This window comes from Streptomyces sp. NBC_00299 (genome assembly GCF_036173045.1).
In the GTDB taxonomy this organism is placed as follows: domain Bacteria; phylum Actinomycetota; class Actinomycetes; order Streptomycetales; family Streptomycetaceae; genus Streptomyces; species Streptomyces machairae.
The window spans coordinates 6,704,709-6,726,605 of sequence record NZ_CP108039.1 but is presented as its reverse complement, the minus strand read 5'-3'; the positions used below and the strand labels follow the sequence as shown (position 1 = coordinate 6,726,605).

Below are 21,897 nucleotides of genomic sequence, written 5' to 3'. Positions count from 1 at the left end.
CCTGGTCCGTACGGCTGTACCGGTACCGCAGCAGGCGCAGGGCTCCCGCGGGCAACGCCCCGGCCCTCTCCAGGCTGTCCCGGGGTCCACCCTCCGGTCACCCCTGGCCCCGCTCAGCACAACCACCCCCGTTTCCTCAGGCGAATCGTTCCTCGGCCACCCCTTTGTGTGAAGCGAACCCGGCCGGTCCCACGCCTGTGCGTGCGAAAACTAGCTTCGTTACCGGAGGTGACCGGACGATGACGGCCTGTGCGATCGAGCCCGCGGCGGAGCACGAGGACGGCGACGTGCCTCGGGCGGGATGCACCATCACGGCGGACGGTTCCTACGCGGCCCGCCTCGCGCTGGACGGCGAGAGCTGGTTCCCGGAGCGCTGGACCCTGGACGGCCCCGAGCCCTACGCCGTGCCGCTGCCCGCCCACCAGCCGGAGGAACCCGGCACCGAGGTGCAGCCGATGGGCGACGGGCGGGTCCTGATCTGCCGCCCGACCGACGGACGGCACATTTTCTCCCTGCTGTACCCGACCGGGCCCGGCACCGGCGAGCTGCTGCTCGGCGCGGTCCAGTGCCCGCCGGAGCAGACCCGGCTGCGGCTGCTGCCCCCGGCACCGGGCGGCGGCAGGGCCTACGCCCTCGCGGTGGGCCGGCACTCCAGCGCGGTGTGGCTGGTGGCGGGGGGTGCGTTCGGGCCGGAGCAGCTCGCGGAGGTCCCGGGGCGCTGCTCGGGCGGGGTGTGGCTGGACCGGGGCGGGCGGATGCTGGCCCTCGACCGTCTCGACCCGGAGCCCGGGGGCCGTACGAAGGCCGTCGTGGTCGATCTGGAGCACGGCGGCGAGGTCTCCGAGCTGCTGCAGATCGCGGACGACAGCGACGACCGGCTGCTGCTCGCCGACCCGGACAGCGGGCTGCTGCTGATCGGCTCGGACGCGCCCTCGCCGGGGCAGGAACGATTGGGCTGGGGCGTGCTGGGCAGCACGCTGCCGGTGCGCTTCCCGGAGTGCCTGCGGATGCCCGACTGCGCGGTGACGCCGTTCGCGATCCAGCCGGGGCAGGTGCTGACGCCGGAGAGCTGCGGGGTGGCGTTGCGTGTGGACGGGCCGGTCGGCAGTTGGGTCGGGGTGTGGCGGCCCGCCGAACGGCAGGTGCGTCATCTTCCCGCGCCTGAGGGGTGGTTGGCGGGAGCCGGGTTGTGGACGCCGGACGGGGTGCTGCAACTGCCGTATGCCACCGGGGCGGTGCGGTGCGGGGTGGCTCGGGTGGAGGTGCCTTCGCCGGGGTCGTCATCCGCGAACTCGGCCTCCACCACACCGGATTCGGCCTCGCGCGAGCCGTCGGAAACGGACCCTCCGGCTCCCGTCATGCCCCGCCCCGTGCCCTTGCAGCAAGCCCCGTTGGGCGGTCTTGTAACGAAGTAGTGGCGGTTGGCGCGGCCGCCTGGATCCGGCCCCTGGGGGGTTGGTTAAACTCGCCCGGCTGTGAGCAAAAGATCATGTTGACGGGGTGAGTTTTCCGATGAGCAACGCCAGCACGACCCAGCCGGGGCCGGCCGACGTTCACGACGTTCAGAAGGACACCGGCCACGGCAGGCACCGGGGCCCGGTGTCCGCCCAGGACGGCGAGACGGCCCCCCGCGGCCGTCACCGCAAGCCGGCTCAGGAAACCGAGACGGCAGCCTGACGCGGACTGCGCACGGCCCCGCCCTTCACCGCGAAGGGCGGGGCCGTTCTCGTTCCTACGCCCCGTTCCCGTTTCCGCGCTGTTCCCGTGTTACGCCCTTTTGAGCCCCAGCACCTCCACCGCTCCGAACGTCTCCCCCTCCGGCAGCTCCGCGTAGTGCGGGGTGAGCAGCGCGTCCAGCTCGTCGTAGGTGAACGTCTCCTGCTTGCTGTCGAACTTCGCGGCCACCCGGGGCCGTTCGACGACCGCCACCATGCCGCCGTGCACGACGAGCAGCTGGCCGTTGATCCGGGCGGCGGCCGGGGAGGCCAGGTAGCCTACGAGCGGGGCGACATGCTCGGGGGCGAGCGGGTCCAGGCCGTCCTCCGGCCGGTCGAGGCCCGCGAAGACGTCCTCGGTCATGCGGGTCCGGGCGCGCGGGCAGATGGCGTTCGCGGTCACGCCGTACTTGGCCAGCGCGAGGGCGGTGGAGGTGGTGAGCCCGACGATGCCGCCCTTCGCCGCCGCGTAGTTGGGCTGCCCGGCGGACCCGGCGAGGAACGCCTCCGAGGACGTGTTCACGACCCGCCCGTACACCGGCCCGCCCACCGCCTTGGACCGCTCACGCCAGTGTGCGGCGGCGAAGCGGATGGTGTTGAAGTGGCCCTTGAGGTGGACCCGGATCACCGAGTCCCACTCCCCCTCCGCCATGGAGAAGACCATGCGGTCGCGCAGGATGCCGGCGTTGTTGACCAGGATGTCCAGCTTGCCGAACTCCGCGACGGCCAACTCGACCAGTGCGCCCGCCTGTTGGAAGTCGGCGACGTCCCCGGTGTGGGCGAGCACCGTGCCGCCGCCCGCGCGGATCTCGGCGGCGACATCCTCGGCGGGCGCGGCGGAGGCCTCGCCCGAGCCGTCCCGGCCGGCCTGCCCGTAGTCGTTGACGACGACGGCGGCGCCGAGCCGGGCGAGTTCGAGCGCCTCGACCCGGCCCAGGCCCCGCCCGGCGCCGGTGACGATCGCGGACAGTCCTTCGAGTGGCAGTGACATCGGGCTCCTAAAGAAGCGTGGCCGTCAGGAAGCGGGGTCGTCCAGAAGCGTGGCCGTCAGATCTCTATGCAGGTACGCAGTGCCGTGGCCGTCCGCATCTGGTCCAGGGCCTCGTTGATGTCGGCCAGCGGCACCCGGTGGGTGATCAGGCCCGCGAGGTCGATCCGGCCCGCCCGCCACAGGGCGATCGTCCGCTCGTAGGAGCGCAGGACGTCACCGCCGCCGTACATGGACGGCAGGATCCGCTTCTCGTCGAAGAACAGCTCGAACATGTTGAGCTGGAGGAAGTCGTCCATGGCTCCCGCGCCGACGACGACGAGCGTGCCGCCGCGCCGGGTGTACTCGTACGCCGTGCGGGCGGTGGCGGACTTGCCGACGACCTCGAAGACGTAGTCGAAGCCCTCTCCGGCGGTGACCTGCTGCTTGGCGTCGGCCAGCTCGTCCGGTGAGACGGCCCTGGTGGCGCCGAACCTGAGCGCGGACTCGCGGCGGGAGGCGACCGGGTCGACGGCGACGATCTCGGCGGCGCCCTTGAGCCGGGCCCCCTGGATCGCCGAGATGCCGACGCCCCCGCAGCCGATGACGGCGACCGACGAACCGGCCTCCACGTCGGCCGTGTTGAGGGCGGCGCCGAGTCCCGTGGTCACGCCGCAGCCGATGAGGGCGGCGATGTCGAAGGGCACGTCGTCGGGGATCGGCACCGCGCAGCCGGCGTCGACGACGACCTCCTCGGCGAAGGTGCCGGTGCCGGCGAAGCCGAAGACATCACCGCCGGGGCGCTTGAAGTTGGGGGTGCCGGCGTTCATGAACCCGGCCAGGCACAGCTCGGTCTGGCCGCGCTTGCAGGCGGGGCAGGCTCCGCAGGCGGGCAGCCAGCACAGGACGACCCGGTCGCCCGGCTTGAGGTGGGTGACGGCCTCCCCGACCTCGATGATCTCGCCCGCTCCCTCGTGGCCGGGCACGAAGGGCGCCGGCTGGGGCAGCACCCCTCCCATCGCGGACAGGTCGGAGTGACACAGCCCGGTGGCCCGTACCCGGACCCTCACCCGGCCGGGGCCGAAGCCCACCGCCTCGACGTCGTCGAGGACCTCCAGCTTGTCCTGGCCGATCTCGTGCAGTACGGCTGCGCGCATGGTGCGGCTCCCCTCGTACGGCGTTTCTTGACTCAGGTGTGTTCGACGACGGTGTCGGCGAGAACGGGCGCGTCGTCCCGCTCGACGGCGCTCACGGCCACGCGGACGGTGCCCGCACCGGGCCACATGCGGATGCGCAGGGTCTCCCCCGGATACACGACCCCGGCGAACCGGGTGTCGTAGGACCGCACCCGGGTCACGTCCCCGCCGAGCAGCGTGTCGACGACCGCCTTCAGGGTCATGCCGTAGGTGCACAGGCCGTGCAGGATGGGCCGCTCGAAGCCGGCGACCTTGGCGAACTCCGGGTCGGCGTGCAGCGGGTTCCAGTCGCCGGAGAGGCGGTACAGCAGGGCCTGGTCCTCGCGGATCGGCCGCTCGACGATACGGGCGGGCGCGCCCTCGGGGGGTTCGAGCCGGGCGGACGGGCCGCGGTCGCCGCCCCAGCCGCCCTCGCCGCGGATGAAGATCTGGGCGTCGTTGGTCCACAGCGGGCCCTCGGCGTCGGCGACTTCGGTGCGCAGCACCAGCACGGCCGCCTTGACCTTGTCGTACAGGGCGGCGATCCGGTTGGTCGCGGTGGCCGTGCCCGCCGCCGGGATGGGCCGGTGGATCTTCAGGCTCTGGCCGCCGTGCAGGACGCGGGCGAGGTCGACCTCGATGCCGGGCATGGACAGTCCGCTGATCACTCCGGGCGAGCCGGAGCCCGCGACGGTGGCGAAGCTGGGCAGCACGTGCAGCCGGGACTCCAGGGTGTAGCGCAGTTCGTCGGGGTCGGTGGCGGGGCTGCGCCGGTCGGGATTGGCGGCGGCGCCGATGCCGAGGTGGTAGAGCTGGACGTCCTTGGAGTTCCAGGAGATCTCGCCGGTCCGGGGCTCGGCGGCGAGGGCCTTGGCTGCGTCGATGGGCATACGGCTCCTGAAGGTGGCGGAGTCAAGACCCCGGTACGGCCGTCCGCACCGTCGGCCGCACCGAGGTCGTCACGGGCCGTTCTAGAACGCGTTCCAGTCCGGCGCCCTCTGTATAGCCGAGCGCTCCGCAGTTGTGAAGGCTCCTGACGTGGCATCAGATCCGGATTCGCGTCCCTCTGCTCGACGGGGCCGTGACATTTGTCCTGCCGGAGTGCCGACAACCGGACCTGCCGTACGCGGGCCTCGATCCGTAGCGTCTGAGCCATGACACTGGGGACGGAACCGACGAACGGGGGACGGGACATGTCCTGGACGCGCAAGGTGTCGTGCACACCGACTCCGCTCAGGGCCGGACGGCTGCCCGACACCCCGGGCCCGCACCCGACCGGCTTCGCCCTGCTGCCGTGGCTGCTGCTGGGGATGGGCTCCTTCTCGAACCTCTTCCAGGGGGAGACGGCCAACCCGTGGATCGGCGGCCTGGGGCTGCTCACCTTCAACTCCCTCTACATCTACGTGTCGTTCCGCGCGTTCGTGAAGGAGAAGCGCGAGGCCCGCTCCACGCACGTGGCGCTGGGCCTGCTGGCGGCGGTGACCTGCGGACTCGGCCTCGGCTACGGGGGCAGCTGGCTGCTGTTCTTCCCCCTGCTCGGCCTCGCGACGGGCGCGGTCGTACGGATGCCGCGCCTGCGTCTGACCGGGGCGGCGGTGACCGTGCTCTCCGGCGTGGTCGCCTTCGTACGGGACGGCTGGGGCGGCCTCGACATCGCGTACGCCACCTGGATCTCGACGATCGTGACGGCGGCGATCCTGTCCCTGTCCGAGGCGGTACGGGAACTGCGCGCGGCCCGCGAGGAGCTGGCCCGGCGTGCGGTCGAGGAGGAACGCCTGCGGTTCTCCCGCGATCTGCACGACCTGCTCGGACACACGCTCTCGGTGATCGTGGTGAAGTCGGAGGCGGCGCGGCGGCTGGCCGCGCGGGACATGGACGCGGCCGTCGCCCAGGTCGCCGACATCGAGTCCGTGGGCCGGCAGGCGCTCACGGAGATCCGCGAGGCGGTGACCGGCTACCGCAGGGGCAGCCTGGCCACGGAGCTGGACCGCGCCCACTCGGCCCTGGCGGCGGCGGGGATCACCCCGGCGTTCCACCAGTCCGGCCCTCCCCTCCCCCAGCAGACGGAGGCCCTGCTGGGGTGGGTGGTGCGCGAGGCGGTCACCAACGTCGTGCGGCACAGTGGCGCGGCCCGCTGCGAGATCACGGTCTCGGGCAGCACGGAACGCGTCCGCCTGACCGTTACCGACGACGGCACCGGCACGCCCGTGACCGCGCCCCGGGAGGGCATCGGCGGCACCGGGCTGAGGGGCATGACGGAACGCCTCGCCGCGGCCGGGGGCACCCTGACGGCGGGACCCGGGCCACGCCAGGGGTTCGTGGTGACGGCGGAACTGCCGGTGGAATCAGCCGAGTCGACGGTCGCCGCCGACTCGCCCGACATACGTGAACCGGTACGCGCGGGCATCGGCTGAGAGCAGCCACTTTCGGGGCGCCGACCAGGTACGCGCAGGACAGGTTCGGCCGAGCCCCGTGCGCCCTACTCTTGCCCCGTGAACGAGATGCCGCGGGATCACCGGCCCGCCAAGTCCATCCGAGTTCTGCTCGCCGAGGACCAGGGCATGATGCGCGGCGCACTCGCCTTACTGCTCGGGATGGAGCCGGACATCGAGGTCGTGGCGCAGGTGGCGGCGGGCGACGTGATCGTGGACACCGCCCTCGTCCACCGCCCGGACGTCGCTCTCCTCGACATCGAACTCCCGGGCCGCAGCGGGCTGGACGCCGCGGCCGAGCTGCGCGACCAGGTCCCCGACTGCCGGGTGCTGATCCTGACGACCTTCGGCCGCCCCGGCTATCTGCGCCGGGCCATGGAGGCGGGCGCCGCCGGCTTCGTGGTGAAGGACGGTCCCGTGGAGGAACTGGCCGCCGCGGTCCGCCGCGTACTGACCGGCGAGACGGTGATCGACCCGGCCCTCGCCGCGGCTGCCCTGAGCGCCGGGCCCAACCCGCTCACCACCCGCGAACGCGACGTACTCAACGCCTCGGCGGACGGCGCGACGGTCGCCGACATCGCGACCCGGCTCCACCTCTCCGAGTCGACGGTCCGCAACTACCTGTCCTCCGCGATTGGCAAGACGGGCACGCGCAACCGGTTGGAGGCGATGCGGGAGGCTCGGCAGCAGGGGTGGCTGTAGGGGGCCCGCCCCTCGGTCGATGCAGGTCCCAGGTGCCTGCTCGACACAAGCGTCCTCACAAGCGTCGCTTCCCGCTCACTGCCCAGCCCCCCGCCGCGGCAGCCAGACCACCATCAGCACCACTCCCGCGGCCAGCACCCCCGCCCCCGTCCGGAACGCCAGCGCATACCCCTCCGTCAGCGCCTCCGGCGTATCGCTGCCGCCCGAGCGTGCCGCCGCCAGGGTCGACAGGACCGCGAGGCCCAGTGAACCGCCCATCGTGCGGGAGGTGTTGACGAGACCCGAGACCAGGCCGGCCTCCCCGGGCTCCGCGCCGGACGTGGCCAGGGCCGCGAGGGGGGTCGCCGCCAGGCCCGCGCCGAGCATCATCAGGATGCCCGGCACCATGATCGAGGTCAGGTACGCGCCGTCCACGCTCAGCGTCGACTGCCAGCCGAAGCCGACGACCGCGACGAGCGTGCCGGCGGCCGCGACGGTGCGCGGGCCGAACCATCGCATGAGCAGCGGCGCGAGCTTGGAGCCGAGGATCACGGCCAGCGAGCTCGGCACCAGTGCCAGGCCGGCGTCCAGCGGGCCGTAGCCGAGCACGTTCTGCGCGTACAGCGTCATGAAGTACCACATGCAGAACATCGCCGAGCCGCACAGGAACATCGCCACGTTCGCCGACGACACCGCCCGCACCCGCAGCAGCCCGAGCGGCATCAGCGGCGCCGCCGTACGCGACTCCACCACGAGGAAGACGCCGATCAGAGCGGCCCCGGCGAGCAGGGGCAGAACCGTGTCGGCGGCCGTCCAGCCGGAGGCCTCCGTCTGCGAGATGCCGTACGCCAGCGTCGCCAGCCCCGCCGTCACCAGCACCGCCCCCGGCAGATCCAGCCGCCGCCGGTCCCCGGCCCGGCTCTCCGCGAGCCACAGCGCGGCACCGGCCAGCACGACCGCGCCCACCGGCACGTTGATCAGCAGGACCCAGCGCCACGACAGCGCTTCCACCAGCAGCCCTCCGACGAGGCCGCCCGCCGCGCCACCGCCCGCTCCGACGGCGGTCCACGTGCCTATGGCCCGTGCCCGGGCCGCCCCCTCCGGCACGGCCGCCGTGAGGATCGTGAGCGTCGAGGGCGCCAGCACCGCAGCGCCCAGCCCCTGCACGGCCCGCGCGGCCAGCAGCTGCCACTCCTGCTGGGCCAGCCCGCCGGCCAGCGAGGCCAGGGTGAACACCGCGAGCCCGACGAGGAACATCCGCTTACGGCCGTACAGGTCACCGGCCCGTCCGCCGAGCAGCATGAACCCCGCGAAGGCGATGGCGTACGCGTTGACGACCCACTGCAGTCCCTGGGCGCTCATCCCCAGGTCGGCCCGCATCGAGGGCAGTGCCACGTTCACGACGGACACGTCGAGCACGACCAGGAACTGCCCCGCACAGGCGAGCGCCACCACCAGCCAGGTGGGCGGCGCGGTACGGCGGGGGGCACGGGTGACGTCGGCGGCTTCGAGCATGCCTGTCATGCTCTCAACGACGGACGCTCCTGGCATCGGAAATTCGCCCTAGGCCAACGGCCCTGGTCGGCCTGGACCGCGGTCCGGGCCGGCCGTTCCCCAAGAGAAGGTCAAGATTTTGTTAGTGACCCAAAGCATCGGAATAGTTGCCCAGGCACACGGAGTTCGAGGTACACATGACACAAACGACGACCGAAAAGCCCACCGGCGGAGCGACCGGCCCCCTCGTCCCGGTCCTCGCCTTCGCGGGCATCGTTGTCGCGGTAATGCAGACCCTGCTCGTCCCCGTCATCAAGGACCTGCCGCAGCTGCTGAGCACCGCGCCCAGCAACGCCACCTGGGTCCTGACCTCGACTCTCCTCTCGGGCGCCGTCGCCACCCCGATCATGGGCCGCCTCGGTGACCTCTACGGCAAGCGCCGGATGCTGATAGCCAGCCTGTCCGTGATGGTGGTCGGTGCGCTGATCAGCGCGTTCACCAGCACCCTCCTCCCCATGATCGTCGGACGCACCCTGCAGGGCTTCGCGATGGGCGCCATCCCGCTCGGCATCGGCCTGATGCGCGACATGCTGCCCCGCGAGAAGCTCGGCTCGGCCATGGCGCTGATGAGCTCCTCGATAGGCGTCGGCGGCGGACTCGCACTGCCCGCCGCGGCCCTGGTCGCCCAGCACGCGAACTGGCACGCCCTCTTCTACGGCGCCGCCGGCCTCGGCGTCCTCGCCATCGTCCTCACCCTCGTCGTCGTACCGGAGTCCAAGCTCCGCGCGGAAGGCTCCTTCGACCACCTCGGCGCCGTCGGCCTCTCCGCGGGTCTCGTCCTCTTCCTCCTGCCGATCACCAAGGGCAGCGACTGGGGCTGGACGTCCGTCACCACGCTCGGCATGTTCGGCGCGTCGGCCGCCGTCCTGCTCCTCTGGGGCATCTACGAGCTGCGCACGAAGGCCCCCCTGGTCGACCTGCGCACCACGGCCCGCCCGGCCGTCCTCTTCACCAACCTCGCGTCGATCATGGTCGGCGTCAGCTTCTACGTCGTCTCCCTGGTCCTCCCCCAGCTGCTCCAGCTGCCGAAGGAGACCGGCTACGGCCTCGGCCAGTCGATGGTCGTCGCGGGTCTGCTGGTGGCCCCGCTCGGCCTGACGATGATGTTCACGGCGCCGGTCTACGCCCGCCTGTCCGCGAAGTACGGCCCCAAGACGACCCTGATCCTCGGCATGCTGATCATCGCGATCGGCTACGGCGCCGGCCTCGGCCTGATGAGCGCCCCCTGGCAGAGCCTCGTCATCGCGGTGATCCTCGGCGCGGGCATCGGCCTCGCCTACTCCTCCCTCCCCGCCCTGATCATCGGCGCGGTCCCGGCCTCGGAGACCGGCGCGGCGAACGGCCTCAACACGCTGATGCGTTCCATCGGTACGTCGGTCTCCAGCGCCGTCATCGGCATGGTGCTGGCCAACACCGCGAACAACGTCGGCGGCGTCGAGATCCCGACCATGCACGGCTTCCGCGTCTCCTTCCTGATCGCGACCGCCGCCGTGGCCGTCGGCCTCCTGCTGGCCCTCTTCCTCCCGAAGCAGCGCCCGGCCGCCGCCCACCCGCAGCTGCGCGCCAGCAGCGAGGAGGACGCCAACCTCGAACGCGCCGAGGAGGCCCTGCGCGGCTTCCGCGGCCGCGTCCTGGACGCCGCCGGCACGCCCGTCGCCCGCGCCAAGGTCACCCTCATCGACCGCCGCGGCCGCCAGGCCGGAGCGACCCTCTCCGCGGACGACGGCACCTACGCCCTCACCGTCCCCGCCCAGGGCCCCTACGTCCTGGCCGCCCGAGCCGACGGCCACGCCCCGCTCGCCTCCTCGGCGACCCACGCGGGCGACGACAGCCCGGTGGACGTGGACCTGTCACTGCCGGAGGAGACGGTCTCGGCGTAGCCGGCCTCGCTTCTCGCTTCTTCTCGCTTCTTCTCGCTTCTCGCTGACGCCGTACCCCCTGTCGCCCACCGACCAGGGGGTACGGCAGCATGGGGCGCCCAGACGCACGCTCGACCGGAAGGCGCCCCTCCCATGACCCCGGCCCCCAAGCCCGAGATCCTGGCCGCGTTCGAGGCCTCGAAGGGCTTCATGCCCACGGGCGAGGGCCTGGCCCTGTACGCGGCTGCCGTGGAGGCCGGCCGCCTCGGCCTCCCCCTCCTGGAGGTCGGCACCTACTGCGGCCGCTCCACCGTCCTGCTCGCCGACGCCGCCCGCGAGGCCGGCGTGATGGCCCTCACGGTCGACCACCACCGCGGCAGCGAGGAGCAGCAGCCGGGCTGGGAGTACCACGACCCGCAGACGGTCGACCCCGAGATCGGCCTGATGGACACGCTGCCGACCTTCCGCCGGACCCTGCACCGGGCCGGCCTGGAGGAGCACGTGATCGCCCTCGTCGGCCGCTCCCCGCAGGTCGCGAAGATCTGGAACTCCCCGCTCGGCCTCGTCTTCATCGACGGCGGCCACACCGACGAGCACGCCACCGCCGACTACGAGGGCTGGGCCCCGCATGTCGCCGCGGGCGGCCTGCTCGTCATCCACGACGTGTTCCCGGACCCGGAGGACGAGTTCACCGGGCAGGCGCCGTACCGGGTGTATCTGCGGGCCCTGGAATCCGGGGCGTTCACGGAGGTGTCGGTGACGGAGTCACTGCGGGTGCTGAAGCGGACGGGGCCAGGGGTCTGAACTCCGGCGCCGCTCGACCGCGCCTTCCCGGCGCACTCCATGTTCGGCCCGTAAGGTGTCACGCGTGTCGTACGTAGGTCCGGACTTCGATCCTCCCCAGCCCCGCCGTAACCGCCGCCGAACCCTGACCGTCGCGGTCGCCGCCCTGGTGCCGGGGGCCCTGCTCGGTTGGGTGATGTACGAGGCGCTGGGCGACCCCGGCGACAGCGGCGGCTCCGGCACCGCTGCCGTACGGCCGTCCTCGCCCGCGTCGGACTCGCCGCCGACGGCCTCCTCCACGAACGACGACAAGCCGCCGGGCCCGACCCCCACCGCGGACTCCACGTCCGTATCCGGCCCCCTCCAGGGCAAGGTCGTCGTCATCGACCCCGGCCACAACCCGAACAACTTCCAGCACACCGCCGAAATCAACCGCAAGGTGAACATCGGCACGAACTGGAAGGAGTGCGACACCACGGGGACGTCCACCAACGACGGCTACACCGAAGCCAAGTTCACCCTGGACGTCGCCCACCGGATGCGCACACTGCTCCAGAAGCAGGGCGCCACGGTCAAGTTCACGCAGGACGGCGACCGTTCCTGGGGTCCCTGCGTCGACGAGCGCGCCGAGATCGGCAACAAGGCCGACGCCGACGCGGTCGTCTCCATCCACGCGGACGGCGCCGGCGCCGGCCAACGCGGCTTCCACGTCATCCTCCCCGGCAAGGTCGACGCGGGCGCCGCCGACACCGGCCCGATCGTCGCCCCCTCCCGCGACCTCGGCGAGCGCATCGCCGGCTCCTTCGTCCGCGTCACGGGCAACGCCCCCTCCAACTACATCGGCGACGGCACCGGCCTCGTCACGCGTAAGGACCTCGGCGGTCTCAATCTGTCAACGGTTCCCAAGGTGTTCATCGAGTGCGGCAACATGCGCGATACCAAGGACGCGGCGCTGCTCACCAGCGGGACGTGGCGACAGAAGGCTGCGCAAGGGATCTCTGAGGGAATCGTGAGTTTCCTGCGCGGGTAATGGTCCACGGGTTGATCCCGGGGGACACCCTCGTCGGTCGGACGATAAGGTCATTCCTACGATGAGGGGCCACCCCCGCGCTTCACTCAGGGGCCTGACGGCGACATGGTGACAGCGACGCCTCCAGCGATGCCGATGTTGAGACGACTGACGAAGGACCTGAAGTGAATATCCGCTCCCTCACTCGAGGCGACGGCGTGGTGATCGGAGCAGCGGTATTGCTGTTCATCGCGTCGTTCCTGAATTCCTATTCCGTTGAAGGGTTCAGCGTGGACTCCAACGCGTGGGACTCCCTTGGCATGGGCCTCGGCATCTACATGGGTGGTGTCATCGGCGGCGCCCTGATCGTCGTCAACCGCAGCCTGCCGCAGCCGCGCAAGGTGTTGGGCCTGGACCTCGGTACGGTCGGTGCGGCGTTCACCGTCCTCACTGCGTGGAGCATGTTCTGGGCACTGGTGGACGTCCCTGAGCGCGCCAGCGCCGCCGCAGGTCTGATCCTCGGCTTCATCGCAGCCCTCCTGCTGGCGGGCGGCGCCATCGCCACCCCCCTCGTCCCCGCCCTCCAGGCCGCCCTCCTCCCGGCCCCCAGCCCCGCCGCGCCGCAGCCCTACGGTGCCCAGCCCCCTGGTGGTTACGGCTACCCGGGTGCCCAGCAGCCGCAGCAGCCGTACGGTGGGCAGCCGCAGGCCGGGCAGCCGTTCGGGGGTGGGCAGCCGCAGGCGCCGCAGGCTCCGGCCGGGGACTTCTCGCCGTTCTGGTTCGCCGTGCCCGTGCCGCGCCCGCTGTTCGGGGAGGACGGCTCGCCGACCCCGATCGCCGAACTCGCGCCGGGCACCTGGTACCTGGCCGTCGAGCAGCGCGGCGCCACCCTGGTCGCGCAGACGCAGGACGGCCGCCGTGGCGTGCTCCAGGACACCTCGGGTATTCAGCGCGGCTGAGCCCCCGACCGTCCCGTACGGCCCCTCACCCTTCCCGGTGAGGGGCCGTCGTCGTACAGTCGCAAGCCAATGCGTAACTGACGGCCCGTCAGGAGGCGGATATGCGGCTCGGGCTCGCACTCGGCTACTGGGGCCGCGGTCCCTCCGCGGACCACGTACCCCTCGCCCAGGAGGCCGAGCGGCTCGGCTACGACTCCGTGTGGACCGCCGAGTCCTGGGGCTCCGATGCCTTCGGGCCGCTCACCTGGATCGCCGCGCAGACCTCAAGGATCAAGCTGGGTACGGCCGTTGCGCAGATGGCCGCCCGCTCCCCCACGACCACGGCGATGCACGCCCTCACGCTCGACCACCTCTCCGGCGGTCGCATGATGCTGGGGCTCGGGCTGTCGGGGCCGCAGGTGGTGGAGGGGTGGTACGGGCGGCCGTTCCCGAAGTCGCCGTTGACCGCGACGCGGGAGTACGTGGACGTCGTACGGCAAGTTCTGCGGCGTGAGGCGCCCGTGGAGCTCGACGGGCGGTTCCACTCCCACCCGTACCGCGGTCCGGACGCGACCGGCATCGGCAAGGCGCTGAAGCCGATCACGCATCCGCTGCGGGCGGACCTTCCCGTTCTGCTGGGTGCCGAGGGTCCGAAGAACGTCGCCCAGACCGTCCGCATCGCCGACGGCTGGCTGCCGTTGTACTGGTCGCCGAGCAGGCCGGACGTGTACGGGGAGGCGGTCGGCGATCTTCCCGACGGTTTCCTCGTCGCCCCCATGGCCCGGGTGCAGGTCTGCGACGACGTCTCCGAAGGCCTCCTCCCGGTCAAGGCCATGCTCGGCTTCTACATCGGCGGCATGGGCCACGCGGCCCGCAACTTCCACGCCGATCTCATGGCGCGCATGGGGTACGAGGAGGAGGTTCGGCGGATTCAGGAGCTGTTCCTCGGCGGCCGTAAGCAGGAGGCCGTCCTCGCCGTGCCCGACGCGTTCGCCGACGAGATCTCGCTCGTCGGGCCCCGTGAACGGATCGCCGAGCGGCTGGAGGCGTGGCGCAAGGGGCCGGTGACCGATCTGCTCGCCCTCTCGCCCGATCCGCACACGCTGCGGGTGCTCGCCGAGCTCAACTCGTAGCCGAGGAGCGGCTGTTCACTGGAAGACGGAGATGGGGTCCAGGGTGAGTTCGCCCGTGGTGCCGTTCCAGGTGCGTACCCGGCCCAGACATGTGGCTGGGAACTCCTCGTCCGCCGAGAAGCTGTCGACCCTGAACTCCTCCTCGCGGACCCAGGAGCGCTCGCAGGTGATCTTCACCTGAGCGCGCGGCTCGCCGGTGCCGTAGCGGGCGCGCAGGACGACGTCCTCGCCGTCCCTGCGGACGGTGAAGAGGCCGGAGACCGAGACGTAGGTTCCCCTGACGGCGGTCAGCGGTGTGCCCCTGCCCTCCGTGCCCCGCAGCTGATCGGCGAGGGCCCCGGTGAGGAAGAGCTGCTCGGTCGCGAGGTCGGCGTCCACCACCATGTCCCGCTCCCGCAGCCGGTCCATGATCAGGCGGATCGTCTTCATGGGGGTGTTGGGTTCCCAGTACTCCGTGCGCGTCTGCGTGTTCCGGTCGCGCTCTGCCCGGCCGCCGAGGGTGAACCGGCTGAACAGCCCGAAGCCGGTGGAAAGGCTGGTCTCGTGGGAGACGTTCACGTCCGCCTTCGGTATCCCGAGGATGTCCGCGACGCCCTCGACCCGCGTCTCATGGAGGTAGATGCACATGCCGGAGAACATGCGCCCGTCCCTCAGGCGCCGCCTGCGCCGGGCGGCCACCCAGCGCGCCACCACGTACTGCGCCACCACGGCCACGCAGGCCGCCGTCAGGAGCCAGACGGCCATCCACGGCCACCGCATGCTCCACCACTGACTGTCAATGACACCCACGGATCTCCTTGAATGCGTCGGAGAGGGAGGAACGGTTCGCGTCGACCATGCGCCCGCCCGTCGCGTCGGCCGCCTTCCGCAATGCCGCCGCGTCGGCCTCGCCGAAGTGGACGGGGAAGGTGGGCACTTCGCGGGTATCGGCGCCGAGCCGGTCGCGGCGGCGCAGGAACTCTTCGTAGGAGATGCCCGCGTTGCTCTCGCCGTCCGTCATCAGCACGATGGCGACGGGTCGTTCGGGTGCCTCGCGCACGGCGTCCGCGGCGATGCGGTAGCCGCGGTCGAGGGCCGACCAGACGGCGGTGGAGTCGTCGAAGGAGTCGGCGGCCACGACCTTGTCGAGGGTGCGCAGATCGCCGTCGCCGCGCACGGTCACCGTGCGTTCCTGAAGGACCCGGCCGCCGAACCGTACGACGGTGAGGTGCTCGCCCCGGTAGAAGCGGGCGAACTTGCCGGTGGACGTGGGGTCGGCGCCGCTCAGCCCGGCGAAGGCGGCGCGCAGGTCGGCGATGCGTCTGCCGCGCATGGAGCCGGAGAAGTCGAGCAGGAACACCACCTGGTCGGTGGCGGCGCTCGCGGGGTCGCCGTAGTCGGTGACCAGTTGCTCCACGATGGAGAGCCGGTCGGGGAAGGACAGGGCGTTGCCGATTGCCGCGCGCAGGGGCTCGGCCGGAGTGACGTCCTGGTTGACGGGTCGGCGCCAGGTGCGCTGCATCAGCTTTTGCTGCACGTCGTCCGTCAGCAGCCAGTCGACCACCTTGCGGTACGCGGTCCGCCGACCGGGGTCGAGCAGGAGCAGCGGGAAGTCGGAGAGGACCATTCCGTCCTCGGGGTGGACGATCCGCAGAGGCTCGCGCAGCTTCTTCGTGGCGTTGAGGGACAGCAGCTCGGATTCGTGGGCGATGAGTGCGTTGGCCTCTCCCTGATGGGCCGGGTACGACGCCATGAGCTCCCGTGAGCCGGCGGCGGTGAGCGTCTGCCCGGAGCGGAAGCCGCGCAACCGGTCGCAGGAGACGTCCTGTTCGCGCAGCGCGCTGCCGGTTCCGGCCGCGGCGGTGGCGACGCCGACGAGGGCCGCGCGCCCGGTGTCGCTGCTGCGCGGGTCGGCCATCCCGAACCGTACGGTGCCGTCGGCGGCGGCGTCCGCGATGTCGGCCCACGACAGCCGTCCGCCGGGTACGTCGGCGCGCAGCTTGTCGGCGACTTCCGGGGTGAGGCCGACCACCACGGGCGAGCGCATGATCGAGGTCGACTCGGGCCGGACCGTCTGCTCGCCCTTCTCCAGGAGCCGCAGCAGGTACGAGCGGTCGGAGGCCGGCCAGGCGAGGTCGTACGACGAGCTGCGGGCGCCGGACAGGTCGGCCGTGGCCCGGTAGTCCATGTCCAGCGTGACGCCGGTGTCGTCCTTCAGCTCGCCCAGCAGGGGCTCCAGGTCGGCGAGTTCGGGGCCGGCGAGGACCCGCAGGGTCACCTCCTCGTCGCCCCGGGTGCAGGAGGTGAGGGCGGCGAGCAGGGTCAGGGTCAGACAGGCGGTGAGGGTGCGTGCGTACCGCTTCATGGGGCGTCCGGCACGGGTGGCGGGCACGAGCCCACGGAGTTGATGATCTCCTGGAGGACGTCCAGGTCGGGTTCGTACACCTTGGTCTCGTCGCGGTTGGGCGTGGGCACCTGGATGCCGTGTGCGCTCAGGTAGTCGTTGAGCTGGTCGCTGGTGCCCTCCTCGCCGGAGAAGCGGACGCGGAAGCCCAGTTCGATGGCCCGCTGGCGCAGTTCGGGGTCGTCCTCGATGACGCGGACGAGCCGGTCGCCCTTGTCGGTCAGGGAGATGAGCTGGGGCTCGGTGAGGGCGTAGGGGGTGGGGTAGAGCAGGACGCGGTCGGTGTCCTGCTTGCTGTATTTCTTCCGGTACTCGATCTGGTGGGCCAGGTACTGGTGCTCGTAGATCAGGGAGATGGGCGCGATGCTCTCGCCGAGATCGGAGAGGTAGCTGTCGGCCTGTTCGTCGGCCCACATGCCCTGGAGGTCGATGAGGGGCTTGATCTTCCGTGCGACGGTCCCGGCCTCCCGCGTCGCCCTGGCCTCGTCGTCCGCGCCCGCGCCGGGTGTGCTGTCGCCGTTCGCGACGAAGGCGAGGATGCTCAGGTAGGTGCCCGCGGCGTTGGACTCGCAGACGCTGGAGGTGCGGACCAGGACGCGGCCGCTGTTGCTGCGCACGCCGGCCTTGTCGAAGCCGATGCCGTTCCAGGTGTCGGCGCGTTCGGAGGTGCCGTCCCCGTCCTGGTCGCCGGTCTCGCGGCCGCCGGCCTTTCCGTCCAGCAGGTCCATGAACTTGCGCATGTCGAGGTCGTAGTAGAGCGTCCTGCCGCCGTCCGCCGTGGGCTGCGGGGTGGCCACGCCCATCTTCCGCAGGGTCTCGGCGTAGTCCCGGAACGTGCCGAGCACGAGCGGCGTCACGAAGGGACGGACCGAACGCACGGAGCGGTCCTGGCGGTTGAGGATCAGCTTCGCGGCGGGCTGGCCGGACGGGAAGACCGCGTCCATGCCCTTGAGGGACTGGGTGGCGATGCCGCGGGAGCCGAGGCGGTGGATGTCGACGCGCAGGCCGTGCTTCAGCAGCAGCCGCTGTACCTCGGGATCTTTGAAGTAGTCCGACTTGGAGGCCATCCTGGCCTCGATGGTGGTGATGCGGTCGAACGGCCGCAGCGCGTTGCCCGTGATCAGCAGGGCGATCAGCCCGGCCAGGGCGAGCGGAAGAGCGATGACGACGTGGATCGGTAACCGTGCGCGGGGCCGGCCCCTGTCGCGGGTGCGCAGTCGTGGTTCCGGCGCGGTGCGTGGTCTGTCGGCTTCGGATGTGGCGTGCGGTCTGTCTGCTTCGGACACCGGCTCTCCTGCCCTCTCCGGGAGGAGGATCGTCGGGGATCACGATGAACGGTGAACGACCTTGCGGGGAACGCCAGTTGAACGTGAGGACCCGTTCGGGTTCCGGTCACGGCCTCGGGAACGAGTTCTGGCCAGGGGTTTTCGGTGGCGGGTTTCAGTCACGCGTCCCGGGCAACCCGCAGGGCATGTCCCCTAGATATCGCAACGGTTCCAACCAGGCCGGCACGGCCATAGCGATCGTCGCTGACGTCATGGCCCTCATCCTGGGCATGTGGATCCTGATGTACCTGCTGGACGCCAACCGGGCGAACGACTTCGTCCAGTTCGTCCATGACGCGGCCCGCTGGTTGGCGGGCTGGTCCCACGACCTGTTCACCTTCGACGAGGAGTGGGCGAGGGTCGTGGCGGGGTACGGCCTGGCGGCGGTCGTGTACCTGTTCGTGGGCCACGCCATCGCCAACCGGGTCCACCGCCACTGACCCCGTCGTCAGCCGCAGCAGTCCGGGTCCAGCCCGGTCGGCAGGCGATCCCCACCGAACACCGCGCAGGTCGCGTCGTGCCCACCCAGCGCGGCGACGGCCAGCAGGAGCGACCCCGCCGTCCACGTGGTCAGCTCGCGTGGCCAGATGGCGGCGTCCTCGAAGACATAGCCCGTCCAGTAAAGGCCGCTCTCCGGGTCCCGCAGGTGCTGGATCGACTGGAGGATGTCCAGCGCGCGGTCGGACTCGCCCATCGCCCACAGGGCCAGGGCGAGTTCGGCCGACTCGCCGCCCGTGACCCACGGGTTGGGCACGACGCACCGCACCCCGAGTCCGGGCACGACGAATCGGTCCCAGCCCTCCTCCATACGGGACTTGGCCTCGGCGCCCGTCAACGCCCCGCCCAGCACCGGGTAGTACCAGTCCATCGAGTAGCGGTTCTTGTCCAGGAACCGCTCGGGGTGGCGGCGGATCGCGTGCCGCAGCGCACCCGCCGCCAACTCCCAGTCCGGCTGGGGCTCTTCCCGCTGCTCGGCGATCGCGAGCGCACACCGCAGCGCGTGGTGGATCGACGACGAACCGGTCAGCAGCGCGTCCGCGGTCGCCGTGCCGTCGTCGTCGCGCCGCCAGCCGATCTGCCCGCCCGGCTGCTGGAGCCGGAGGACGAACTCGACGGCCGCGTAGACGGACGGCCACATCCGGTCCAGGAACGTGTCGTCGCCGGTGGAGAGGTAGTGGTGCCAGACGCCCACGGCTATGTAGGCGACGAAGTTGGTCTCGCGGCCGGAGTCGGTGACGTCGTCGTGGGCCCCGTCGTGGTAAGCGGCGTACCAGGAGCCGTCCTCGTTCTGGTGGGTGGCCAGCCAGGTGTACGCCCGCTCGGCGGCCGCGTGTTCACCGGCCGTGTCCAGCGCCATCGCCGCCTCGACGTGGTCCCACGGGTCGAGGTGGTGCCCGCGGAACCACGGGATCGCCCCGTCCTCCCGCTGTACGGCGACGATCCCTGCGACGGTCGCGGCGGCCTGCTCGGCGGTGAGGACCCCGGGCAGGACCAGGTGTTCCGTCCGGGGGGTCGTCACTTGGCGGCCGCCTCGGAGAGCCGGGGCAGGTGGGGCTTGGTCGCGTACGCCACGAAGCTCTTGCCGATGAGCGGGTTCAGCGCCTGTTCGGCGACCCGAGTGGCCAGCGGTTTCTTCATGATGTCCCAGACCAGCAGCTTGTGGTACGCCCGCACCGGCAGCGCCTTGTCGTTGTCGACGCCGAACGCGCACTTCAGCCACCAGTAGGGCGAGTGCAGCGCGTGCGCGTGATGCGTGCCGTACGGCTTCAGCCCGGCCTCGCGGATCTTCGCGAGCAGTTCGTCCGCCTTGTAGATGCGGATGTGGCCGCCCTCGACCTCGTGGTACGCGTCGGAGAGCGTCCAGCAGACCTTTTCGGGGCCGTAGCGCGGGACGGTGATGGCGATCCGCCCGCCGGGCTTCAACACCCGCACCATCTCGGCGAGTACGCCCTTGTCGTCCGGGATGTGCTCCATGACCTCGGAGATGATCACGACGTCGAAGGACTCGTCGGGGAAGGGCAGCGCGAGCGCGTCACCCTCCATCGCCGTGGCGGTGGCACCCTCGGGGGCCTCCCCCGCCTCCTCCATCGCCGCGAACCACTTCGCGACCTCGCGGATCTCCTCGGCATTCTGGTCCAGCGCCACGACCTGGGCACCGCGCCGGTAGCACTCGAAGGCGTGCCGGCCGGCCCCGCAGCCGAGATCCAGAACACGGTCCCCCGGGGCAAGCGGGAACCGGGAGAAGTCGACGGTCAGCACGTGGCCCTGCTTTCGCGATCGGAAGGGTGAGAGGAGGAGCGGGAGCAGCTGGGGTGGGCGGGCGGGTGTACGACGGTCACTGGGCGGCCTCGGACACGCGCGCGACTTGGCCGATTCCGGCCGCCGGCACGGCATCGCCCGCCACGGCGACCTGAACTTCCGTCACCTGTACGGGATCGCCGGACTGCGCGGCCTCGGTCGCCTTGCCTGCCCCGGCCCCCCTGCGCTCCTCGTCGCGGCCCCCCGAGCGGGCTATGGCCTCGCGGTAGCGGGACACCGTCCCCTCTGCGGCCTTGGCCCAGGTGAAGTGGCGTAGGACTCGGTCGCGGCCGGCCGCGCCGAGGCGGTCGCGGAGGTCGGGGTCGCCGAGCAGGCGGCTCAGGGCGGCGGCCAGGGCGCCCGGGTCGCCCGGTGGCACCGCCAGACACGTCTCGCCGTCGCGGCCGGCGACCTCGGGGATCGCCCCGCCGGTCGTGGCCACGAGGGGCGTCCCCGTGGCCATGGCCTCGGCGGCCGGCAGGGAGAAGCCCTCGTAGAGCGACGGCACGCAGGCGACCTGCGCCGAGCGCACGAGGTCGACGAGCTCCGCGTCGGAGATGCCCTTGACGAACTCGACGGCGCCTTCCAGGCCGTAGCGCTCCATGGCCTGGGCGACCGGGCCCTCCTCGGGCCGCTTGCCGACGACGACGAGGTGGGCGTCCGGGTGCTCGGTGCGGACCTTGGCGAGGGCCTCGACGAGGAAGACCAGGCCCTTCAGGGGGACATCGGCGCTGGACGTCGTGACGATGCGGCCCGGGATCTGCCGTACCGAGGGATCCGGCGAGAACAGGTCCGTGTCCGCGCCGATGTGCACCACGTGGATACGGTCCTGCCGTACGCCGAGGTGGTCGACGATCTCGGCGCGGGAGGTGCCCGACACGGTCAGCACCGACGGCAGCCGGCGTGCGACCCGCTTCTGCATGCGCGTGAAGGCGTACCAGCGGCGTACGGACATCCGTCGCTTCCAGCCCTCCGCCGCGTCCAGCTCCAGCTGCCGGTCCACGGTGATGGGGTGGTGGATGGTGGTGACGAGGGGCGCGCCTACGTCGCCCAACAGGCCGTAGCCGAGGGTCTGGTTGTCGTGCACCACGTCGAACTCGCCGCGCCGGGCGCGCAGATGGCGGCGGGCGCGCAGCGAGAACGTCAGCGGCTCGGGGAACCCGCCGGTCCACATGGTCGCCACTTCCAGCCCGTCGACCCAGTCGCGGTACTCGTCGCGCTTCGGCGTCCGGAAGGGGTCGGGCTGGCGGTAGAGGTCGAGGCTGGGGAGTTCGGTGAGGGTCAGACGGTCGGCGTAGTCATCGCCCTCGTCGAGGACGGGGTAGGGCTGCGAGCCGATGACCTCGACGCGGTGCCCGAGGCGGGCCAGCTCGCGGGAGAGGTGCCGGACGTAGACGCCCTGGCCTCCGCAGAACGGGTTCCCTTTATAGGTGAGAAGCGCGATGTCGAGCGGTCGCTCGCCGTCGGCGGCAGGGTCCGTCGGGGACCCGGCCTCCCTGGCCTCAGCGGTCACTCTGGGCCCCCTTCTCCCTGCACTGTCCCGCGAGATTACGCCGGGACGCTAATCTAGAACAAGTTTCAGACTTGATCGTTCAAGAGGCTCTGAATCTACCGGCAGGTAGCGCCGCTGTGAGCGATGGATCAG

Annotated in this window: 20 protein-coding genes; 10 read left to right on the top strand and 10 right to left on the bottom strand. The window is 71.4% G+C overall.

The window, feature by feature from the left end:
• Positions 1-239 precede the first annotated feature (239 nt).
• Entirely contained in the window at positions 240-1,415 is a 1,176-nt protein-coding gene (locus OHT51_RS29950) for a hypothetical protein (RefSeq protein WP_328882021.1), read from the top strand.
• A 97-nt stretch (positions 1,416-1,512) separates the two neighbouring features.
• On the top strand, positions 1,513-1,677 hold the full coding sequence (locus OHT51_RS29945; RefSeq protein ID WP_328882020.1) for a hypothetical protein: 165 nt from the start codon (positions 1,513-1,515) through the stop codon (positions 1,675-1,677).
• Between the two features lie 90 nt (positions 1,678-1,767).
• Here the strand turns inward: OHT51_RS29945 and OHT51_RS29940 are convergent, their stop codons facing one another.
• The 3 genes from OHT51_RS29940 to OHT51_RS29930 are packed head-to-tail and all read right to left on the bottom strand — an operon-like array spanning position 1,768 to position 4,747.
• Positions 1,768-2,706, bottom strand: coding sequence for a 3-oxoacyl-ACP reductase (locus OHT51_RS29940; RefSeq protein ID WP_328882019.1), 939 nt, complete (start codon positions 2,704-2,706; stop codon positions 1,768-1,770).
• A gap of 56 nt (positions 2,707-2,762) precedes the next feature.
• Entirely contained in the window at positions 2,763-3,839 is a 1,077-nt protein-coding gene (locus tag OHT51_RS29935) for a Zn-dependent alcohol dehydrogenase (RefSeq protein WP_328882018.1), read from the bottom strand.
• A gap of 32 nt (positions 3,840-3,871) precedes the next feature.
• On the bottom strand, positions 3,872-4,747 hold the full coding sequence (locus OHT51_RS29930; RefSeq protein WP_328882017.1) for a MaoC/PaaZ C-terminal domain-containing protein: 876 nt from the start codon (positions 4,745-4,747) through the stop codon (positions 3,872-3,874).
• A gap of 303 nt (positions 4,748-5,050) precedes the next feature.
• Between OHT51_RS29930 and OHT51_RS29925 the strand changes: the two genes are divergently transcribed.
• A complete protein-coding gene (locus tag OHT51_RS29925; protein ID WP_328884486.1) occupies positions 5,051-6,271 on the top strand; it encodes a sensor histidine kinase in 1,221 nt (406 codons plus the stop codon).
• An 87-nt stretch (positions 6,272-6,358) separates the two neighbouring features.
• A complete protein-coding gene (locus OHT51_RS29920) occupies positions 6,359-6,991 on the top strand; it encodes a response regulator transcription factor (RefSeq protein ID WP_328884485.1) in 633 nt (210 codons plus the stop codon).
• 75 nt (positions 6,992-7,066) lie between these two features.
• Here the strand turns inward: OHT51_RS29920 and OHT51_RS29915 are convergent, their stop codons facing one another.
• Positions 7,067-8,494 (bottom strand): MFS transporter, encoded by a 1,428-nt coding sequence (locus tag OHT51_RS29915; protein WP_328882016.1) that lies wholly within the window; start codon positions 8,492-8,494, stop codon positions 7,067-7,069.
• 167 nt (positions 8,495-8,661) lie between these two features.
• On the opposite strand from OHT51_RS29915, the gene OHT51_RS29910 reads away from it, so the two are divergent.
• The 5 genes from OHT51_RS29910 to OHT51_RS29890 all read left to right on the top strand — a co-directional run bounded on the left by OHT51_RS29910 (position 8,662) and on the right by OHT51_RS29890 (position 14,246).
• Positions 8,662-10,404 (top strand): MFS transporter, encoded by a 1,743-nt coding sequence (locus OHT51_RS29910; protein WP_328882015.1) that lies wholly within the window; start codon positions 8,662-8,664, stop codon positions 10,402-10,404.
• Positions 10,405-10,536: 132 nt separating this feature from the next.
• The gene (locus tag OHT51_RS29905; protein ID WP_328882014.1) at positions 10,537-11,187 is read left to right on the top strand and encodes a class I SAM-dependent methyltransferase; all 651 of its coding nucleotides are present in this window, start codon (positions 10,537-10,539) and stop codon (positions 11,185-11,187) included.
• 64 nt (positions 11,188-11,251) lie between these two features.
• On the top strand, positions 11,252-12,196 hold the full coding sequence (locus OHT51_RS29900; RefSeq protein WP_328882013.1) for an N-acetylmuramoyl-L-alanine amidase: 945 nt from the start codon (positions 11,252-11,254) through the stop codon (positions 12,194-12,196).
• Positions 12,197-12,360: 164 nt separating this feature from the next.
• Positions 12,361-13,134 carry a hypothetical protein gene (locus OHT51_RS29895; protein ID WP_328882012.1) on the top strand — a complete coding sequence of 258 codons (774 nt, stop codon included), beginning with the start codon at positions 12,361-12,363 and terminating at the stop codon, positions 13,132-13,134.
• A 101-nt stretch (positions 13,135-13,235) separates the two neighbouring features.
• The gene (locus tag OHT51_RS29890) at positions 13,236-14,246 is read left to right on the top strand and encodes an LLM class F420-dependent oxidoreductase (protein WP_328882011.1); all 1,011 of its coding nucleotides are present in this window, start codon (positions 13,236-13,238) and stop codon (positions 14,244-14,246) included.
• Between the two features lie 15 nt (positions 14,247-14,261).
• On the opposite strand, the gene OHT51_RS29885 is transcribed toward OHT51_RS29890, so the two are convergent.
• From OHT51_RS29885 to OHT51_RS29875, 3 genes are read right to left on the bottom strand one after another with little or no spacing between them, the layout of a single operon-like run.
• Positions 14,262-14,990, bottom strand: coding sequence for a hypothetical protein (locus OHT51_RS29885; protein WP_328882010.1), 729 nt, complete (start codon positions 14,988-14,990; stop codon positions 14,262-14,264).
• 31 nt (positions 14,991-15,021) lie between these two features.
• Positions 15,022-16,590, bottom strand: coding sequence for a vWA domain-containing protein (locus OHT51_RS29880; protein WP_328882009.1), 1,569 nt, complete (start codon positions 16,588-16,590; stop codon positions 15,022-15,024).
• Positions 16,587-17,915: a hypothetical protein gene (locus OHT51_RS29875; RefSeq protein WP_328882008.1), complete on the bottom strand. Its 1,329-nt coding sequence runs from the start codon at positions 17,913-17,915 to the stop codon at positions 16,587-16,589. The genes OHT51_RS29880 and OHT51_RS29875 overlap by 4 nt, the downstream gene beginning before the upstream one ends.
• Positions 17,916-18,100: 185 nt before the next feature.
• On the opposite strand from OHT51_RS29875, the gene OHT51_RS29870 reads away from it, so the two are divergent.
• Entirely contained in the window at positions 18,101-18,394 is a 294-nt protein-coding gene (locus tag OHT51_RS29870; protein ID WP_328428111.1) for a hypothetical protein, read from the top strand.
• Between the two features lie 8 nt (positions 18,395-18,402).
• Here OHT51_RS29870 and OHT51_RS29865 read toward each other — a convergent pair whose 3' ends face one another.
• From OHT51_RS29865 to OHT51_RS29855, 3 genes are all read right to left on the bottom strand, one after another.
• Positions 18,403-19,473, bottom strand: coding sequence for a prenyltransferase/squalene oxidase repeat-containing protein (locus OHT51_RS29865; protein ID WP_328882007.1), 1,071 nt, complete (start codon positions 19,471-19,473; stop codon positions 18,403-18,405).
• Complete coding sequence (locus tag OHT51_RS29860; protein WP_328882006.1) at positions 19,470-20,213, bottom strand: class I SAM-dependent methyltransferase; 744 nt, start codon at positions 20,211-20,213, stop codon at positions 19,470-19,472. The genes OHT51_RS29865 and OHT51_RS29860 overlap by 4 nt, the downstream gene beginning before the upstream one ends.
• Positions 20,214-20,289: 76 nt before the next feature.
• Positions 20,290-21,765, bottom strand: a complete 1,476-nt coding sequence (locus OHT51_RS29855; RefSeq protein WP_328882005.1) for a glycosyltransferase family 4 protein — start codon at positions 21,763-21,765, stop codon at positions 20,290-20,292.
• Positions 21,766-21,897: the final 132 nt, after the last annotated feature.

Coding starts and splice junctions, on each gene's coding strand:
- OHT51_RS29950 (WP_328882021.1), top strand. CDS start 240: ATGACGGCCTGTGCGATCGAGCCCGCGGCGGAGCACGAGGACGGCGAC.
- OHT51_RS29945 (WP_328882020.1), top strand. CDS start 1,513: ATGAGCAACGCCAGCACGACCCAGCCGGGGCCGGCCGACGTTCACGAC.
- OHT51_RS29940 (WP_328882019.1), bottom strand. CDS start 2,706: ATGTCACTGCCACTCGAAGGACTGTCCGCGATCGTCACCGGCGCCGGG.
- OHT51_RS29935 (WP_328882018.1), bottom strand. CDS start 3,839: ATGCGCGCAGCCGTACTGCACGAGATCGGCCAGGACAAGCTGGAGGTC.
- OHT51_RS29930 (WP_328882017.1), bottom strand. CDS start 4,747: ATGCCCATCGACGCAGCCAAGGCCCTCGCCGCCGAGCCCCGGACCGGC.
- OHT51_RS29925 (WP_328884486.1), top strand. CDS start 5,051: ATGTCCTGGACGCGCAAGGTGTCGTGCACACCGACTCCGCTCAGGGCC.
- OHT51_RS29920 (WP_328884485.1), top strand. CDS start 6,359: ATGCCGCGGGATCACCGGCCCGCCAAGTCCATCCGAGTTCTGCTCGCC.
- OHT51_RS29915 (WP_328882016.1), bottom strand. CDS start 8,494: ATGACAGGCATGCTCGAAGCCGCCGACGTCACCCGTGCCCCCCGCCGT.
- OHT51_RS29910 (WP_328882015.1), top strand. CDS start 8,662: ATGACACAAACGACGACCGAAAAGCCCACCGGCGGAGCGACCGGCCCC.
- OHT51_RS29905 (WP_328882014.1), top strand. CDS start 10,537: ATGACCCCGGCCCCCAAGCCCGAGATCCTGGCCGCGTTCGAGGCCTCG.
- OHT51_RS29890 (WP_328882011.1), top strand. CDS start 13,236: ATGCGGCTCGGGCTCGCACTCGGCTACTGGGGCCGCGGTCCCTCCGCG.
- OHT51_RS29885 (WP_328882010.1), bottom strand. CDS start 14,990: ATGGCCGTCTGGCTCCTGACGGCGGCCTGCGTGGCCGTGGTGGCGCAG.
- OHT51_RS29880 (WP_328882009.1), bottom strand. CDS start 16,590: ATGAAGCGGTACGCACGCACCCTCACCGCCTGTCTGACCCTGACCCTG.
- OHT51_RS29870 (WP_328428111.1), top strand. CDS start 18,101: ATGTCCCCTAGATATCGCAACGGTTCCAACCAGGCCGGCACGGCCATA.